The sequence below is a fragment of the Kitasatospora sp. NPDC101155 genome (genome assembly GCF_044768305.1).
GTDB lineage: Bacteria > Actinomycetota > Actinomycetes > Streptomycetales > Streptomycetaceae > Kitasatospora.
The window spans coordinates 141,900-158,032 of sequence record NZ_JBIWPN010000014.1 but is presented as its reverse complement, the minus strand read 5'-3'; the positions used below and the strand labels follow the sequence as shown (position 1 = coordinate 158,032).

Here is a 16,133-nt window from a genome sequence, read left to right as displayed (position 1 = left end):
CCCGGGGCGGCCCGTCGGTCTGTGGATCAGTTGCTCACATTGATGCAACTGCCGGTGTACACGCCGCCGTTGGCGTCGCTGAAGCCGCACCACCAGCCGGCGGTGACGTAGCCGTTCGGCGTGTAGGTCGTGGTGTACCAGGTGCCGCCGGTCACGTGGAAGCTCGTCCCCGTCACGACGGCCCCGGAAGGGCTCTTGATCTGGATGTCGGCCCAGGTGCTCGCACCGTAGTAGGTGCTGTTCTCCATGGTGCGGACGTAGTAGCCGCTGCCGTCGACCGCGAAGCAGACCTTGGGGTTGACGCCGTTGCAGGTGGTGGCCCAGGTGGGCGGCGTGGCGTCGCCGTCGCCCGGGGCGGGGGCGACGGTTTGCGGCCGGCCGGCCGAGCGGTAGACGGTGAGGACCCCGGCTGCGGTCCTGACCTCCTCGACCGGTACGGGGCCGGGGCGGGCCGACGGGGTGGCCGGGGCGGCCGGAGCGTCGACCGTGCCTAGCGCCGCGAGGGCGACGGCGACCGCCGTCATCCGGGCCGAACCCCTGGTCGGACGCGAAGCGGCCCTGCGAGCGTTCAAGTCTTCCTCCTCGGACGGGGCCGTTCGGCGCTCATCATCGCCGTGGTGGGGCCGGGGCGACCACGACGTTGACCTGACGTTGACCTGACACTTGGGCGTGCGTCGGGCTACTCTCGTTCGCGATCAGCGCCGGCCGGGCAGACGTCGGCACGGTTCGCAGGGGACCAGGGGGATGAGTGGGGGCTGCTGTTTTCGCCGAGCTGTTGCGGGAGCGACGACTGTCGGCGGGGTGGAGCCAGGACGAGCTCGCGGAGCGCTCGGGGGTGTCGGCGCGATCGATCAGCGCCCTGGAGGCGGGCGGGCGCCGACCCCGACTGTCCTCGGTGGTGCGGCTCGCCGAAGCCCTCGGCGTCGACCAGGACACCCGTACCCGGTGGCTGGCGGCGGCACGGGACACGGACCCACAGCGCTCGGCCGGGTCGGACGGACCGGACGCTCCGGCGGCGGAGCCGACCCCCGGAGCCGCGGCCCTCCCGCCCCTTCCCCCGGTCCTGTCCTCCGGCCCGGCCGGGTCGAGCAGCCCGCAGCAGCTGCCCATGGCCATCCGGCACTTCACCGGGCGTGCCCGCGAGCTCCAGGCGCTCGACGAGCTGCTGGCCGACGTGACCCCCGGCTGCGGCGCGGTGGTGATCTCGGCGATCGCCGGTACCGCGGGCGTGGGCAAGACCACCTTGGCCGTGCACTTCGCCCACCGGGTGGCCGACCGCTTCCCCGACGGTCAACTCTTCGCCAACCTGCGCGGGTTCGACCCCGACCGCGCCCCGGTCGACGCCGCCGACGTGGCGCGCGGCTTCCTGGACGCGCTGGGCGTTCCCGCGCTGCGCGTCCCCGCCGACCCGGACGGGCAGCTCGCGCTCCTGCGCAGCCGGCTGGCCGGCACCCGGACGCTGATCGTCCTCGACAACGCCCGCGAGGCGGAACAGGTCCGCCCGCTGCTGCCCGGCTCCAACACCTGCCTGGTCGTGGTGACCAGCAGGAACCGGCTGCCCGGGCTGGTCGCCCTGGACGGCGCCGTCCCGCTGGCTTTGGACGTGCTCTCCGGTGCGGAGGCGCGCGAACTGCTCGCCCGCCGCCTGGGCGCCGCGGTGGTCGAGGACCAGCCGGACGCGGCCGACGAGTTGATCGAGCTCTGTGCCCGGCTGCCGCTGGCCCTGAACATCGCCGCCGCACGGGCGGCCGACCACCCCGGCACCCCGCTCGGCGTGTGGGCGCACGAACTGCGGGACTCCCAGGCGCGCCTGGACCTCCTGTCGGCCGGTGACAGCCACGCCGACGTCCGGGTGGTGCTCTCCTGGTCCTACCGCGCGCTGGCTCCGCAGGCCGCCCGCCTGTTCCGGCTGCTCGGCCTGCACCCGGGCCCGCACGTCAGCGCGGCGGCGGCCGCGAGCCTCGCGGGTCTGCCGTTGTCCGAGACCCGCGCCCTGCTGGAGGACCTGCACCGTGCCCATCTGATCACCGCGCCGGAGCGGGGCCGGTACACCTTCCACGACCTGCTGCGCGTCTACGCCGCCGAGCAGGTGGCCGCCCTGGAGTCGCCGCAGGGGCAGGCCGAGGCGACGCTGCGGATGCTCGACCACTACCTCCACACCGCACACCGCGCCGGCTGCCTCGCCTACGCCGACGACGCCAACTGGCAGTCGCTCGACCTCGCGGAACCGGCCGCCGGGGCGGCTCCCGAGGTCCTCGCCGACCGCCGGCAGGCGCTCGACTGGTACCGGGACGAGCAATCGGTGCTGGAGCGGATCGTCGACTCGGCCCACCGGGCGGGCGCCGACGTCCACGCCTGGCAGCTCGTCGGCGCGCAGGTCGCCTACCTGCTCAAGTCGGGGCTGTGGCAGCAGTGGCAGCGGGCGAGCGAGACCGCGCTGGCCGCCGCCGAACGCACCGGGGACCTCCGCCGGCAGGCGCACGCGCACCGCTGGCTCGGCCAGGTGCACCGCTCCCAGGGCCGCCAGCCCCAGGCCCAACGCGAACTGCGCCAGGCCCTCGAACTCTTCGAGGCGCTCGGGGACCGCCCGCGCGAGGGCAGGACCCGGCTCGACCTCGCCATCGCCCACGGCGAGGAGCACGCCGACGCCGAGGCGGTGGCCGAGTCCCGCCGGGCCCTGGAGCTCTTCCAGGCCATCGGCGACCCCTCCGGGCAGGCCCTCGCGCTCAACAGCATCGGCTGGTACCTGGCGCAGCAGGGCGAGCTGCGGGAGGCGCTCCCGTACTGCCGGCGCGGACTGGACCTGGCCCGCGACACCGGCAACCTCCCCGGCCAGTCGTCCATCTGGGACAGCATCGGCTTCATCCACCACCACCTGGGCGAGTACCACGAGGCGCTCCCCGCCTACCGCGAGTCGCTGCGCCTGCGTCAGGCCGTCGGCGACTACTTCCTCCAGGCCGACATCCACACCCACATCGGCGACACCCACCTCGCACTCGGTGACGTCGAGGCCGCCCGGGGTTCCTGGAACCGGAGCCTCGCCATCCTCGAAGACCTGCAGCACCGTGACGCCGACGCCGTTCGGGCCCGGCTGAACGCGAGCACCGGGCCGGGGCGGCTCCGCTGAGCGGCGGACCGGGCGCCGGAATTGACCTGACCGGTATTCCGGTCGTGCGGTGGCGGACGGGAAATCCGCGTGCTCGGGCGGCATTGTCAGGGGCCCGCCAGAATCCCCGGCCGGTGCGGCCCGGTGCGGGAAAATGGCTGGTCAGAGCCGTTCGACCAGGCCCTCATCAATTGTCGTTCACCCTCCTGACATTGACGGGTGCGCATCCTGGCCGCACCTTCTTCCAGTAATTCCCCAGACCTTGGCAAACCTTGTTCCCAGCCTGCTGCGCGGGCCCTGTCCGGCCGGGCATTATCAGCTCCCATGAGTCGACTCACCGCAATACCGCAGGGGCCTTTCGCGTGAGAGCCTTCCGCTTCCTCCCCGCCGTCGCGCTGGCCGTCGCCACTGCGGTGATCGGGTTGGCCGCCGTCGTCCCGGCCTCGGCCGCGACATCACGGGTGGACCTGAACGTCCTGGTGGTCACCGACGGCAACCCCTGGGTCGAGGGGATCCGGCAGCAGCTGGCCGCCGAGGGCGTGCCCACCACCGTCATCGACCTCACCAGCACCGGCAGGGCCACGATCACGGCCGGCTTCCTGGCCGACACCCTGGCCGATGGCACCCCGCACGGGCACTTCGAGGGCGTCGTGCTGCCCAACGACGCCCCGTCCCAGCTCTCCGCGGCCGAGCTGAGCACCCTGGCCGGCTACGAGCAGGGCTACCAGGTCCGGCAGGTGGACGCCTACGTCTGGCCCGGAACCAACACCGGTCTGAACGCGCCGAGTTGGTCGGGCTCGCTGGACGGCACCAGCGCGACGGCGACCGCCTCCGCCCGTGCGGACGCCTTCCGCTACCTGAACGGCCCGGTCCCCTTCGAGGGCACTCCCGGCGGGAACGGCTCGTACGGCTACCTGACCACCCCGCTGCCCGACAATCCGGCCACCGGCTCGCACTTCGAGCCGTACCTGACCGAGACGGTGCCCGGCACCACCACCCAGGGCACCCTCGCCGGGGTCTACACCTCCGGCGGGCGCCAGCAGTTGGTGCTGACCTTCGCCTACAACTACTACCAGCAGCAGTACCGGCTGCTGGCGCACGGCATCGTGGACTGGGTCACCAAGGGCGTCCACCTGGGGTACTGGCGCAACTACTTCTCGGCCCACATCGACGACCTCTTCAACGCCAACGCCCGGTGGAGCCAGGTCGGCAACTGCACCCCGGGGGAGGGCGACTGCGTCGGCAGCGTGCCGGCCACCACGCCGATCCGGATGACCCCGGCGGACGTCACCGCCACCGTCGCCTGGCAGCAGCAGAACAACTACACCCTGGACTTCCTGTTCAACGGCGGCCCCAGCCTGGACTACGCGGCGGCCAACGGCGGCACCGACCCGCTGACCACCGCCCTGCTGGCGAACAAGAACAGCTTCTGGTGGCTCAACCACACCTACCAGCACCCGTTCCTGGGCTGCGTGCAGAACTTCACCGTGATTCCGTGGAAGTGCCAGACCGACTCCACCGGCGCGATCCAGTACGTCGACCGGGCCACCGTCAACAGCCAGGTCCAGCAGAACATCCAGTTCGGTCAGGCCAACGGACTTCCGTTCAGGCCGGGCGAGTTGGTGGCCGGTGAGCACTCCGGCACCGTGATGCTGCCGCAACAGCCCAACGACAACCCGAACTTCCTCGCCGCGCTCAGCCAGAACAACATCCAGTGGCTCGGCGTGGACGCCTCCCGGGAGACCGGCCAGCGGCAGATCGCCTCGGCGCTCGGCGTGCCGCGCCACCCGATCAACGTCTTCTACAACGTCTCCACCCAGCCCGACGAGGTGAGCGAGTACAACTGGCTCTACACCTCCAAGGCGAACGGCGGCAGCGGCAACTGCGAGGCCAACCCGACCACCACCACCTGCATCACGCCGCTCGACCTGAACACCGGCTGGGCGAGCTACGTCCTGCCGATGCAGGAGAAGATCACCCTCGGGTACGTGCTCAGCAACGACCCGCGCCCGTTCTTCATGCACCAGTCGAACCTGACCGACGACCGGCTCGCCCTGCAGACCCTGACCGGCATCCTTTCCACCTACCGCGGCTGGTTCACCCCGGACACCCCGGTGGTCAACCAGACCCTCACCGACGCCGGCAGCACCCTGCAGCAGCAGACCGCCTGGCAGCAGACCCTGACCGCCGGCACCGTCAGCGGCTACATCCAGGGCGGCGCCGTCACCGTCCAGGGCCCGGCCGGCACCACCGTGCCGGTCACCGTCCCGGCCGGCACCACCGTGACCGGGGGCGCCGCCTTCGGCTCGGTGTACGGCGGCGAGCAGTCCGGCTACCTCACCCTCGGCGCCGCGCCGACCAGCCTGACCCTGACCTCCGCCGCCTTCGGCACCGCCACCAGTGCCGGCCCGACCCCGAGCACCGGGATCGCGCTCGCCTCGTACTCGATCGGCTCGCCGCACGAGGTGCACCGCAACGGCACCGCGATCACGGTCACCGACCCGTACGGCACCCACGTGCTGCCCAAGCTCGCCGGGAAGCCGGACGAGGAGCTGCACGTCGGCGGCACGCACCACCACCCGTACCAGACGCCGGTGGCGCAGACGAAGAAGTAGCCACTACCGCGCGCCGACGGCCGGCCGGGGGCACCCGCCCCGGCCGGCCGTCGGCTGTCGGTGGGGTTGTCTACGCTCGCGGTATGACGTACACGGTGGATGCCCGCCTGGCGGCGGGCGAGGACGAACGGATGCTGTTGGACGCGGTCAGTTCTGGCGGGACCTGCGTACCGGTCTCGACACCGCGCAGGAGCGGGAGCAGGTGCACGACGGCTCGTTCGAGCGGGTGAGCCACGACGGACTCGGGGCCGACCTCGTGACCTTCACGGCGGACGAGGACAATGCGGTCTGGCTCGGCCGGGCGGCGGACGGAACGGTCGCCTCCGTCGTGGTCGTCGGCGGCTTCCGGCCGCACCCGTACTGACGGGTGACCGCCGCCGCGCTGTGGCTGAACCCCGGTCGGCGGAGGCCACGTAGAGCGGGACGGAACGGGACGGGGGAGGAACACGGGATGGATGCGGACGGCGCCGAGGTGCGGGCGTACATCGCGGCCCTGGTGCGGATGGGCGCGCCGGAGGTGCCGGGGCCGCCCGCGCTGGCGGTGCCGGGGGGCACCGCGGCCGAGGTGACGTCCGTCGCCCGGCGGCTGGCGCTGCGGGCACTGCCGGAGCGGCAGCGGCGGCCGGAGCCGACGCCGGGGCTGCTGGCCGTGTCGAGGTCGCTGGTGGTGGACGTGCACCCGTCCGCGCCGGGGTGGACGACGGCCGAGCGGGAACGGCTGGCGGGGTGGGTCGCGGTGCTGATCGAGCACCGGGGCGAGGACGGCGTCCAGGAGCTGGTGCGGGAGCTCGACGAGGGCTGAGCGGTGGCACCCGGCGGCGGGCCCGGTGCCCGCAGGTCTGGGCGTTGGCGGATCGTTGGCGGGTCCTTGGCGGCGCCCGGCAGGCTGCTGTCTGCCCGCCACGGGGGACGTACGGCGGAAGCCCTGCCATGTGCCCTTGCCCGACCTGAGAGGTAGCGCGTGCCGAAGCCGCCAGTCGCCCAGCCCACGCCCGTCATCCAGCCACCCGTCGGGCCGTCGGCCGTCGTGGCCGCGGCACCCGAGCCGGGCCCGGCCCGACCGACCCTCGACCCCGACACCCTGGCCGAGATCCACCGGCTGCACGGTGGCTACCTGCTGCGGGCCCTGTTGCGGGCCACCGGCGGTGACCGGGGCAAGGCGGAGGACATCCTGCAGGAGACCCTGCTGCGGGCCTGGCAGCACCCGGAGGCGCTGACCAAAGGCCCCGAGCAGAGCCGACCCTGGCTGTTCACGGTGGCCCGGCGGATCGCGATCGACCACTACCGGATGGCCGCCGCCCGCGCCAAGGAGGTGATCGGCGAGCCGCTGGAGGACCGGCCGCTCGTCGAGGACCCGTACGAGCAGGTGGTGGTCGCCCGGGACATCGCCCTGGCGCTGCGGCGGGTGCAGAAGCACCACCGTGAGGTGCTGGTCGAACTGCACCTGAAGGACCGCTCGGTGCAGGAGGCCTCGGCCAGGCTGGGAGTGCCGCCGGGGACGGTCAAGTCCCGGAACTTCTACGCGATCCGGGCGCTGCGGCCGGTCCTGGCGGCGGAGCACGGGTACGCGCCGGTCGGCCGGTGACTTCCGGCCGGTCGGCTCGCGGGCCGGGCAGCCCCTGGAGTCGGCCGGAGCCCAGGGCGACCGCGAGCAGCGGGCCTGGGCGCTCACCGACCTGAGCGCGGACGGCAACCGCCCCGGCCGGGTCCCGCCGCTGGCGAGGCCGGTCCGGGGCGGCGGGGGGATCGGATCCGGGCGTCAGATCCCGGTGTCAGATCCGGGTGTCCTCGACCACCGGGAGGCCCTGGTAGTCGCCGTCCTGCGGCGCGAAGGCCGTGCGCGGCGCGGCGGCCGGCTTCTTCCCGCAGAAGGCCGGCTCCAGCGCGCTCATCAGACCCTGGGTCACCGTGCCGTTGTTGGAGGCGTTGGCGAACACGACCACGCTGCGCTTCCCGTCCGGGGTGGTGAAGGACTGGGTCTGGTAGCCCTGGACGATGCCGCCGTGCCCGTACACGTCGCCGCAGGAGAGCGAGATGCGGCGCAGCCCCAGCCCGTAGCTGATCTTCGCGGCAGGCGTCGGCAGCGCGGCCTCCATCTGCTGCAGCGAGGCGTCCGAGCTGAGTCCGCCGTTGCTGCCGGCCATCAGCGCGGTGAGGAAGCGGTCGAGGTCCCCGGCGGAGGAGATGACCCCACCGGCGCTCCACAGCCAGGAGGCGGTCTGCTCGGTGGAGTCCAGCAGCGGCCTGGTGCGGTCGTCGTTGGTGAGGTAGCCGGTGACGTGCGCGCCCTCGATCCGCTGGTCGGGCACGACGAAGGAGGTCTTCTCCAGGCCCAGCGGCTCGATGATCCGCTCGCGCAGCACGTCCGCGTACGGGCGGCCGGTGAGGTGCTCGATGGCGAGGCCCATCAGCACGAAGTCGGTGCTGGAGTATGAGTAGCGGCTGCCCGGGGTGTACTGCTGGCCGTGCTTGACGGACATCGCGACCAGGTCGGCCGGCTGGTACACATTGGTGCGGATGCGGGCCTCGAAGGCGCTGGTGGTCTCCTCGCCCGGCTGTTCCAGCAGGTCGTTGGTGTGGTCGTAGACGCCCGCGCGGTGCTCCATCACCTGACGGCTCGTCATGGTCCAGCTGCCCGGGAGGGTGCCGGCCGGCAGGTAGTCGCGCAGCGGCTTGTCGAGGTCGATCCGGCCCTCCTCCGCCAGCTGCATCACGAGAACGGCCGCGAACATCTTGCTGTTGCTGCCGACCCGGAACCTCCACGAGGAGTTCATCGGGGTCCCGTCCAGGTTGGCCTGGCCGACGGACAGGGAGCGCGTCCTCTCGTCCTCGTCGTGGTCGCGGATGACCGCGAAGGCGCCCGGGGCGCCCGCACGCATGGTGGCCTGAAGTGCGCTGAGCACCCCGGCGGTGTCCGGGACGGGCAGCGCGGCGCCGTCCCGGTCGGCGGCCAGGGCCGGTACGGTTCCGGTCGCCGCCAGGACGGCAGCGGCGGCGGCCACCGCGAGGGGATGCAGCAGGCTGGTCTTCGCCATGTTCCTCGGTTCTCTCGTGAACTGACGCGGTGTCCGGTGCGCTGCTCGAAGATCACTACCACCGGTCCGGGCGGCCGGTGGCAATGTGAACCGGACCGTCCACATCGTCCGTTGTCGGCCCGGTTTGGCATGTGCACCATTCGTTTCCCGGCCTGGGGGCAAGGTTTTACCCGCCGTCATCTACCCGCGTTGACTGCCGCGCAGCCATGCTGTTCGGGCGCTTCGTTCGCCTTCCGGTGCGACGCACCGGCCCCCTCGCATCCCCTCACTTCCCTCACTGACCATGGAGTCCCCCATGACCCTGGCCACCTTCGCGCGCCGTGCCGGCGCCCTGCTGCTCGCCGGCGCCGGCCTGATATCCGCCACCGGCACCGCCCACGCCGCCGGCACGTACACCGCGGTCGTCTTCCCCGACCAGGACCACTCGGTGGTCTACAACCTGATCAACTCGGCGACCAAGACCGTCGACGTCACCATGTACGAGCTGCGCGACACGACGGCCGTCAACGACCTGATCGCCCGTCAGCGCGCCGGCGTCAAGGTCCGGGTGATCCTGGACGGCCAGCACACCTCGGTCAACGGCTCCGCCTACAACGCGCTGAAGGCCGCCGGTGTGGGCGTGACGTACTCCTCCTCGGCGTTCGTCTACACCCACCAGAAGACCGTCACCGTGGACGGCGCCAAGTCCCTGATCCTGACCGGGAACCTGGACGCCACCTACTACTCCAGCAGTCGCGACTACGGCGTCTTCGACACCGACGCCAACGACGTCAACGCGATCGAGCAGGTCTTCGCCGCGGACTACGCCAAGACCTCGACCACCCCCTCCGACGGCGACAGCCTGGTCTGGTCGCCCACCGACTCGCAGGACCGCCTGCTGGCGCTGATCAACGGCGCGCAGACCTCGCTGGACGTCGAGGAGCTGGAGTTCGGCGACCAGGCCCTGGTGGACGCGATCACCGCCGCCGCCAACCGCGGCGTGACCGTGCGGGTCGTCGGCATGAACCCGAGTTCGTACGGCTCCTACTTCGACCAGGTGACCACGGCCGGCGCCCAGGTGGTCACCTACTCCTCGACCACCGGCCTGTACATCCACGCCAAGGCCATCGTCGCCGACTACGGCACCCCCTCGGCCAAGGTGTTCGCCGGCTCGGAGAACTTCTCCGACAACTCGCTGAACAACAACCGCGAGCTGGGCCTGATCGTCTCGGACTCCGGGGTGCTCAACACCGTCGAGACGAACTTCAACACCGACTTCGCCAACGGCACCCCGTACTAGGCCGTTCGCAAGAGCACGACAGTCCGTCACCTCCCCCGAGCCGGGCGGCCCTTCGGGGCCGCCCTCCACCCGAGGATCCGTCATGACTTCGTCCGCGAAGATCCCGAACGACGCCCTGTTGAACGACGCCCCGCTGAACGAAGCCCCCCAGACCGCCACCCCCCGCCGCCGCCGTTCCCGCCGTACCGCGACCGCGCTCGGCTCGGCCGCCGCCCTGGTCGCCGCCTCCGCCGGACTCTGGGCGGCGACCGCCACCACCGCGCAGGCCGCCGCGCTGCCCACGCCCGACCACATCGTGGTGGTGGTGATGGAGAACCACTCCTACAGCCAGATCATCGGCAGCAGCAGTGCGGCGTACATCAACAACACCCTGAAGGCGGGCGGCGCCAACCTCACCCGGTCCTTCGCCATCACCCACCCCAGCGAGCCGAACTACTACGCCCTGTTCTCCGGCTCCACCCAGGGCAGGGTCGACGACAGCTGCGTGACGGTCGGCGGCTTCCAGGCCCCGAACCTGGCCTCCGAGGTGGCCGCCGCCGGGAAGACCTGGGCCAGCTACAACGAGTCCCTGCCCAGCCAGGGCAGCACGGTCTGCAGCAGCGGCAACTACGCGCAGAAGCACAACCCCTGGTTCGGCTTCGGCAACGTCCCGCTGAACACCGCCATGACCTTCGCGCAGTTCCCGACCGACTACACCACCCTGCCGAACGTCTCCTTCGTGGTGCCGAACCTGTGCAGTGACATGCACGACTGCTCGGTCAAGACGGGTGACACCTGGATCCAGAACAACCTGGGCGCGTACGCCACCTGGGCGCAGAGCCACAACAGCCTGCTGATCGTCACCTTCGACGAGGACAACAGCCTGTCCGGCAACCGGATCCCGACCCTGGTCTACGGCGCCCACGTCGCCCCGGGCAGCAGCTCGGCCACCACCTACAACCACTACAACGTGCTGCGCACCCTGGAGGACCTCTCCGGGGCGAGCGGCCACGCGGGCAGCGCGGCGAACGCCACGGATATCACCGGCATCTGGAACTGACTTTCCAGGCCTAGGAGTTGACCCGGACCGGCGGCTGATCGACGGCCGCCGGTTCCGGCGCGTCCCGGTCGGCGCCGAGCCGACGCACCCCGGGCACCGCCGCCGTGCCGGCGCACACCGCGGTCACCAGCGCGGCCGCGGCCAGCAGTGGCGCCCGGCTGCCCCAGGCGTCGGCGGCCAGCGGCGCCAGCACGTACCCGAGCGGCGCGGCGGCCAGCGAGAGCAGCCAGTCGTAGGAGGTGACCCGGGCCAGCACCCGGGCCGGGAAGTCCTGCTGGACCACCGTCTCCCAGACCGGGTTGAGGAAGCCCAGTCCGGCCGTCGCCACCCCGTACGCGGCCACCGTCACGGGCGCGGGCGCCGGGACGGCGAGCGCCAGCAGCGGCAGCCCGTACAGGGCGAGGGCGAGGTTGCCGACCAGCACCGGGCGCCGGGGCCGGACCCGCGCGGCGAGCAGCGAGCCCAGCAGCAGGCCGACCGCCCCGGCCTGGGTGATCGCCACCCAGACGCCGTCCCCGCCCAGGCGGGTGGCGGCGATCAGCGGGCCCAGGGTGAGCGCGACGGCGCTCGTGCCGTTCCACACCCCGTGGGCGATCAGGCTGGTCCAGTACCAGTCCCGGGAGCGCACCTCGCTCCAGCCCTCGGCGAGGTCCCGGCGCAGCGAGCGCGACCGGGCGGGTACGTGGGCGACGGCGATCCGGGTAAGCAGGACGGCGCTCAGCAGGAAGGAGACGCCGTCCAGGACGAAGGCCCAGCCCGGCCCGGCGGTGTACACCAGCACTCCGGCGAGCGCCGGGCCGCCGAGCCGGGCGGCGCTGGTGGCCGAGCCGAGCAGGGCGTTGGCGCGCAGTCGGTGCTCGCCCGGGACGGTGCCGGTGACCAGCGGTGAGGTGGTCGGCATGGCGAAGGCGGAGGCGGCGCCGCCGATCGCCTCGGCGACCGCGATGTGGGCGAGGCCGGGGTGGCCGCCGAGGAGTTCGAGGCCGACCAGCAGCTGGGTGGCGGCCCGCAGTAGGTCGGTGGTGAGCGCGACCAGGCGCGGGTTGAAGCGGTCGCCGACCACTCCGCCGAAGGGCAGCAGGAGCAGCCTGGGCACCATCGCGCAGCCGAGGACGAGGGCGAGCGCCCCGGAGGAGCCGGTGGCGCGGGTGATGGCGATGGCCAGGGCGGCGGGTACGACGGCGTCGCCGAGGGTGGAGACCGTCCGGCCGAGGAAGAGCAGGCGGAAGTCGGGTAGGCGCAAGGGGTGTTGGGGCATGCGCGGAACTGTATTTCGGTGTCGAAAGTTTGGCAACGAATATTTCGGTAGCGACAGGTCTGCCCTTTGTAGACTCCTCCCATGCCCGAGCACCCTCCCCAGCAGCCGCCCGCGCCCCGCGACTGGACGGACGGCCACCTCGACCGCTGGCTACCGGTGCTGTCCGACCTCGACCCGGACATCGAGGGCGCGGTGACCCGGATGTCACGGCTCACCCGTCACCTCGGCCGCGTCCGTGAACAGGGCGTCTCCGACTTCGGCCTGCACAAGCACGAGTTCGACACCCTCCACGTGCTGGCCGGCCGCGGCGGCCACGCCGCCCCCTCCGACCTGCGCGCCGACCTCAACCTCGCCCCGGCCTCCGTCACCGGCCGCCTCGAAACCCTGGAACGCCGCGGCTTCGTCCTGCGCACCCCGTCCACGGAGGACCGGCGGAAGGTCGACATCGTGCTGACGGAAGCCGGCCGCGCCGCCTGGCAGGAGGCCCTGGACGTGGTCGGCCGGGAGGAGCACCGGCTGCTGGGCGTGCTGACCGAGGACGAGCGGCGGACGCTGTCGGACCTGCTGCGGAAGGTGATGCTCGTGCAGGAGACGGCAGAGGAGTAGGGCCCGGCGAAGACCCGCGGGGCATGCCCCGTCACGCCCACGGGTCGACCGGCGAGGCACCCGCCTGGTATCGATAGGGGCGTGCGATTCGAACTAGTGCCGATGCCGGACGAGGTGGGGGCGCGCCCCAAGGACGGGCGGGGGTATCCGGTGCCGGCGATCACGCCGTGGCAGGACGGGCAGCCGCAGTTCGCGCTCACGGACTACGGGCGCAGCGCCGACTGCGCGCTGGAGCGCCGGTGCTCGGTGTGCGGTGGGTTGATGGCGCGCGGACCGGTCTGGCGGGTGGTCGGCGCAGCCGAAAGCGCCGCGATCGCCGAGGCGATCGCGGCGGGGCGGCCGTACCGCAACCTCGCGCCGACCATGGAGGGTCCGGGGCACCGCTCCTGCATGCTGTACGCGTCGATGGTCTGCCCGTACCTGGCCCGGCCCAACGCCCGCCGGAAGGTGACCGCCGAGCCCGCCGCGGACGGGGTGACGTCGGCCGCCGTCCGCGGAGCGGCGCGCGGCGGGACGGGCGCGGTGGTCGGGTTCGGTGACTACGAGTACGCGGTCACCGAGACCCGGGTGCTGTTCCGCTTCCTCGACGTGGTCGAGTTCCTGCCGCACGAGTCGGCCGACGAGCACCTGGCCGAGCTGCGCGCCGAGCTGGCCCGGGCGACCGGGGCTCAGGGCCGGTAGGAGGGCAGGCCCTTGATGGTGGAGATCTGGGTCGGCGCCGCCGAGCCGTCGGCCGGCAGGGTGCTCACGCCGTCCGGGGTGCGGGCCGCGAGGGTCTTGCCGTCGGGGGACCACGCGGGCTCGGTGTAGTCCGTGGTGGCCGAGGGGGTGAGGTCCTTCTCGGTCTTCTGGTCGTAGGCGGTGGAGCGGGTGAACAGGTGGTCGTGGCCGTTCACCGAGCGGACGAAGACGATGTGCTCGCCGTCGGGGGACAGAGCCGGCTGCGAGCCCTTGGCCATCTCCCCGGTCGAGGGCCGGATGTAGTCGTCGTAGATGTACACCTCGTTCGCCGGGGTGTTGGCGTACGCGATCTCGCCGTGCTTGCCGCCCGCGCTGGGCCAGGTGTTGCCGGTCTGCGGCGGCTGCGGGATGCCGTTGTCGCTGCCGCCCTCGGAGCTGCTCGGGGTGAGTACCTGGGGGGTGCCGCCCTTGGCGGGCACCGACTCCAGCCGCAGCGTGCCGCCCTTGCTGGACGCGAAGACGATGTTGTTGAAGCGGTCGGTCTCGTTGGGCACCGCGCCGTCGCTCGGCCCCTTGTCGGCGTGCTGCCAGGTCGGGTGGGACCAGGTCTCGCCGCTGGGAGCCTTGGCGAGGGGCGCCTTGCCGCTGCCGTCCGGGTTGGCGGTCATCAGATCGCCGTCGCCGTTGACGAAGACGACCTTCTTGCCGTCGGGGGACCACGCGAGGTCGCGGACCACCGTGCCGAAGTCGACGGTGGTGCCGTTCATCGCGACGGTCTTGGTGCCCGTGCTGATGACGAGGTGGTTGGCCGCGGAGGTGCCGTTGACCTCCTTGCCGCCCGGCGCGGGGCTGCCGGAGTGCGACCCGCCGCCCGGCGACGCCGTCCCCGGGGCCGCCGTACCGGGGGCGCTGGGGGCGGCGGTGGAGCCGGGGTCGCTGTTGTCGGGGCCGCAGGCGGAGAGCAGGACGGCTCCGACGGTCGTCATCAGGGCGATCGCGGCGGCGCTGCCGAATCTGTTGCGCACGGACATTTCCAGGTCCCCCTCGGGTGGTGCTGTTCGCTTCCGACAAGGAGGTTCCCAGTCCCAGGTCCGCGCCCGATACCCGCCGTGTCACAGGCGTGGAACAGAGCGTGAAACAGGGCGTGGGACAGAGCGGCCCGGCGGCCCGGGCCGCTCAGAGACCGAGCTCGGTCAGCCCCGGGTGGTCGTCGGGGCGGCGGCCGAGCGGCCAGTGGAGGAGCCGCTCGGCGGCGGTGATCGGCAGGTCGTTGATCGAGGCGAGCCGACGGGCCATCAGGCCGTCGCCGTCGAACTCCCAGTTCTCGTTGCCGTACGAGCGGTACCACTGCCCGCTGTCGTCGTGCCACTCGTAGGCGAAGCGGACGGCGATGCGGTCGCCGTCGTACGCCCACAGTTCCTTGACGAGGCGGTAGTCGAGTTCGCGCCGCCACTTGCGGGTGAGGAAGTCGGTGATCGCCTCGCGGCCGGTGAGGAACTCGCCGCGGTTGCGCCAGCGACTGTCCGGTGTGTACGCGAGCGAGACCCGCTGTGGGTCACGGGTGTTCCAGGCGTCCTCGGCGGCCCGGACCTTGCGGCGGGCGGTCTCTTCGGTGAACGGGGGCAGGGGAGGGCGCTGTTCGGTCATCGGTCCGGCTCCTTGAGAACGGGCGTTCCGTCGGCGAGAACGATCGTTCTCGCTTCTCCGGCTACCCTAGGAGAACAATCGTTCTCGCGCAAAGGGCACGGCAGATGGAGCACGAAGACCCGCGGACCCGCATCCTCGACGCGGCCGAGGAGCTGTTCTACGGCCAGGGCGTCCAGACGGTCGGCATGGACGCCGTCCGGGCCGCCTCCGGGATGACGCTGCGCCGCGTCTACCAGCACTTCCCGTCCAAGAACGACCTGGTCGAGGCCTATCTGCGGCGCCGGGACGGGCGGTGGCGGGCGAGCCTCGCCGTCCACGTCGCCGGGGCCGGCGGCACCCCCCGGGACCAGGTGCTCGTGGTCTTCGACTGGCTCGGCCGGTGGTTCGCCGAGCCGGGTTTCCGCGGCTGCGCCTTCGTGAACGCCTTCGGCGAGCTGGGCGCCACCACCCCCGCCGTCGCGGCGGCGGCCCGCCATCACAAGGAGGAGTTCGCCGGCTACCTGGCCGGCCTGGTCGAGGCCGCCGGCGCCCCGCCCGCGACCGCCGCCCACCTCGCGCTGCTCGCCGAGGGGGCCATCACCACCGCGGCGATCCACGGCGACCCGGGCGCCGCCGCCGACGCGAAGGAGGCCGCCCGGCTGCTCCTGGACGGCGCTCTGGACGGTGCCCCGGGCGGCGCCCGACCGTGAGGGGGCCGGTCGGGCGCCGTCGGGCTCGGGGCGCGCGCTGCTGGGTGGCGCGGTCGTCGGTGACGTCCACCCTGCGGAGGATCAATTCCTGCGTCATTGCCTTGCGTCGCCTTGCCCTGTCCGGCCGTTGACGTTTCGGCGGACAGGAGCCGGGGTCCGGGTCCCACATCCCCGGACC

Annotated in this window: 15 protein-coding genes; 10 read left to right on the top strand and 5 right to left on the bottom strand. The window is 72.4% G+C overall.

The genetic code is table 11. The features are described 5' to 3' along the window. Positions 1–26: 26 nt before the first annotated feature. Complete coding sequence (locus ACIRYZ_RS22605; protein ID WP_402946729.1) at positions 27–572, bottom strand: hypothetical protein; 546 nt, start codon at positions 570–572, stop codon at positions 27–29. Between the two features lie 176 nt (positions 573–748). Between ACIRYZ_RS22605 and ACIRYZ_RS22600 the strand changes: the two genes are divergently transcribed. From ACIRYZ_RS22600 to ACIRYZ_RS22580, 5 genes are all read left to right on the top strand, one after another. After that, complete coding sequence (locus ACIRYZ_RS22600; RefSeq protein WP_402946727.1) at positions 749–3,127, top strand: ATP-binding protein; 2,379 nt, start codon at positions 749–751, stop codon at positions 3,125–3,127. Positions 3,128–3,468: 341 nt separating this feature from the next. Beyond that, positions 3,469–5,721, top strand: coding sequence for a hypothetical protein (locus ACIRYZ_RS22595; RefSeq protein ID WP_402946725.1), 2,253 nt, complete (start codon positions 3,469–3,471; stop codon positions 5,719–5,721). 202 nt (positions 5,722–5,923) lie between these two features. Further along, positions 5,924–6,085, top strand: coding sequence for a hypothetical protein (locus ACIRYZ_RS22590; protein ID WP_402946723.1), 162 nt, complete (start codon positions 5,924–5,926; stop codon positions 6,083–6,085). Between the two features lie 87 nt (positions 6,086–6,172). After that, positions 6,173–6,523, top strand: a complete 351-nt coding sequence (locus ACIRYZ_RS22585) for a hypothetical protein (RefSeq protein WP_402946721.1) — start codon at positions 6,173–6,175, stop codon at positions 6,521–6,523. A 159-nt stretch (positions 6,524–6,682) separates the two neighbouring features. Beyond that, the gene (locus tag ACIRYZ_RS22580; protein ID WP_402946719.1) at positions 6,683–7,306 is read left to right on the top strand and encodes a sigma-70 family RNA polymerase sigma factor; all 624 of its coding nucleotides are present in this window, start codon (positions 6,683–6,685) and stop codon (positions 7,304–7,306) included. Between the two features lie 187 nt (positions 7,307–7,493). On the opposite strand, the gene ACIRYZ_RS22575 is transcribed toward ACIRYZ_RS22580, so the two are convergent. Next, positions 7,494–8,756 (bottom strand): serine hydrolase domain-containing protein, encoded by a 1,263-nt coding sequence (locus ACIRYZ_RS22575; RefSeq protein WP_402946717.1) that lies wholly within the window; start codon positions 8,754–8,756, stop codon positions 7,494–7,496. Between the two features lie 295 nt (positions 8,757–9,051). Between ACIRYZ_RS22575 and ACIRYZ_RS22570 the strand changes: the two genes are divergently transcribed. Beyond that, a complete protein-coding gene (locus ACIRYZ_RS22570) occupies positions 9,052–10,035 on the top strand; it encodes a phosphatidylserine/phosphatidylglycerophosphate/cardiolipin synthase family protein (protein ID WP_402946715.1) in 984 nt (327 codons plus the stop codon). An 82-nt stretch (positions 10,036–10,117) separates the two neighbouring features. Further along, positions 10,118–11,074, top strand: coding sequence for an alkaline phosphatase family protein (locus tag ACIRYZ_RS22565; protein WP_402946713.1), 957 nt, complete (start codon positions 10,118–10,120; stop codon positions 11,072–11,074). A 10-nt stretch (positions 11,075–11,084) separates the two neighbouring features. Here the strand turns inward: ACIRYZ_RS22565 and ACIRYZ_RS22560 are convergent, their stop codons facing one another. Then, positions 11,085–12,332, bottom strand: a complete 1,248-nt coding sequence (locus ACIRYZ_RS22560) for an MFS transporter (RefSeq protein ID WP_402946711.1) — start codon at positions 12,330–12,332, stop codon at positions 11,085–11,087. An 81-nt stretch (positions 12,333–12,413) separates the two neighbouring features. Between ACIRYZ_RS22560 and ACIRYZ_RS22555 the strand changes: the two genes are divergently transcribed. Both ACIRYZ_RS22555 and ACIRYZ_RS22550 read left to right on the top strand, forming a co-directional pair. Further along, entirely contained in the window at positions 12,414–12,938 is a 525-nt protein-coding gene (locus ACIRYZ_RS22555) for a MarR family winged helix-turn-helix transcriptional regulator (RefSeq protein WP_402946709.1), read from the top strand. An 81-nt stretch (positions 12,939–13,019) separates the two neighbouring features. After that, on the top strand, positions 13,020–13,619 hold the full coding sequence (locus ACIRYZ_RS22550) for a hypothetical protein (RefSeq protein WP_402946707.1): 600 nt from the start codon (positions 13,020–13,022) through the stop codon (positions 13,617–13,619). Here ACIRYZ_RS22550 and ACIRYZ_RS22545 read toward each other — a convergent pair. Both ACIRYZ_RS22545 and ACIRYZ_RS22540 read right to left on the bottom strand, forming a co-directional pair. Beyond that, positions 13,607–14,650, bottom strand: a complete 1,044-nt coding sequence (locus ACIRYZ_RS22545) for a TolB family protein (RefSeq protein WP_402946705.1) — start codon at positions 14,648–14,650, stop codon at positions 13,607–13,609. The genes ACIRYZ_RS22550 and ACIRYZ_RS22545 overlap by 13 nt on opposite strands. A gap of 145 nt (positions 14,651–14,795) precedes the next feature. Next, complete coding sequence (locus tag ACIRYZ_RS22540; protein ID WP_402946703.1) at positions 14,796–15,266, bottom strand: DUF1348 family protein; 471 nt, start codon at positions 15,264–15,266, stop codon at positions 14,796–14,798. A 104-nt stretch (positions 15,267–15,370) separates the two neighbouring features. On the opposite strand from ACIRYZ_RS22540, the gene ACIRYZ_RS22535 reads away from it, so the two are divergent. Beyond that, positions 15,371–15,955, top strand: coding sequence for a TetR/AcrR family transcriptional regulator (locus tag ACIRYZ_RS22535; RefSeq protein WP_402946701.1), 585 nt, complete (start codon positions 15,371–15,373; stop codon positions 15,953–15,955). Positions 15,956–16,133: the final 178 nt, after the last annotated feature.

Excerpts from the sequence above, each read along its gene's own strand:
- ACIRYZ_RS22585 (WP_402946721.1), top strand. The coding sequence starts at position 6,173 with ATGGATGCGGACGGCGCCGAGGTGCGGGCGTACATCGCGGCCCTGGTG.
- ACIRYZ_RS22575 (WP_402946717.1), bottom strand. The coding sequence starts at position 8,756 with ATGGCGAAGACCAGCCTGCTGCATCCCCTCGCGGTGGCCGCCGCCGCT.
- ACIRYZ_RS22570 (WP_402946715.1), top strand. The coding sequence starts at position 9,052 with ATGACCCTGGCCACCTTCGCGCGCCGTGCCGGCGCCCTGCTGCTCGCC.
- ACIRYZ_RS22565 (WP_402946713.1), top strand. The coding sequence starts at position 10,118 with ATGACTTCGTCCGCGAAGATCCCGAACGACGCCCTGTTGAACGACGCC.
- ACIRYZ_RS22560 (WP_402946711.1), bottom strand. The coding sequence starts at position 12,332 with ATGCCCCAACACCCCTTGCGCCTACCCGACTTCCGCCTGCTCTTCCTC.
- ACIRYZ_RS22555 (WP_402946709.1), top strand. The coding sequence starts at position 12,414 with ATGCCCGAGCACCCTCCCCAGCAGCCGCCCGCGCCCCGCGACTGGACG.
- ACIRYZ_RS22545 (WP_402946705.1), bottom strand. The coding sequence starts at position 14,650 with ATGTCCGTGCGCAACAGATTCGGCAGCGCCGCCGCGATCGCCCTGATG.
- ACIRYZ_RS22540 (WP_402946703.1), bottom strand. The coding sequence starts at position 15,266 with ATGACCGAACAGCGCCCTCCCCTGCCCCCGTTCACCGAAGAGACCGCC.
- ACIRYZ_RS22535 (WP_402946701.1), top strand. The coding sequence starts at position 15,371 with ATGGAGCACGAAGACCCGCGGACCCGCATCCTCGACGCGGCCGAGGAG.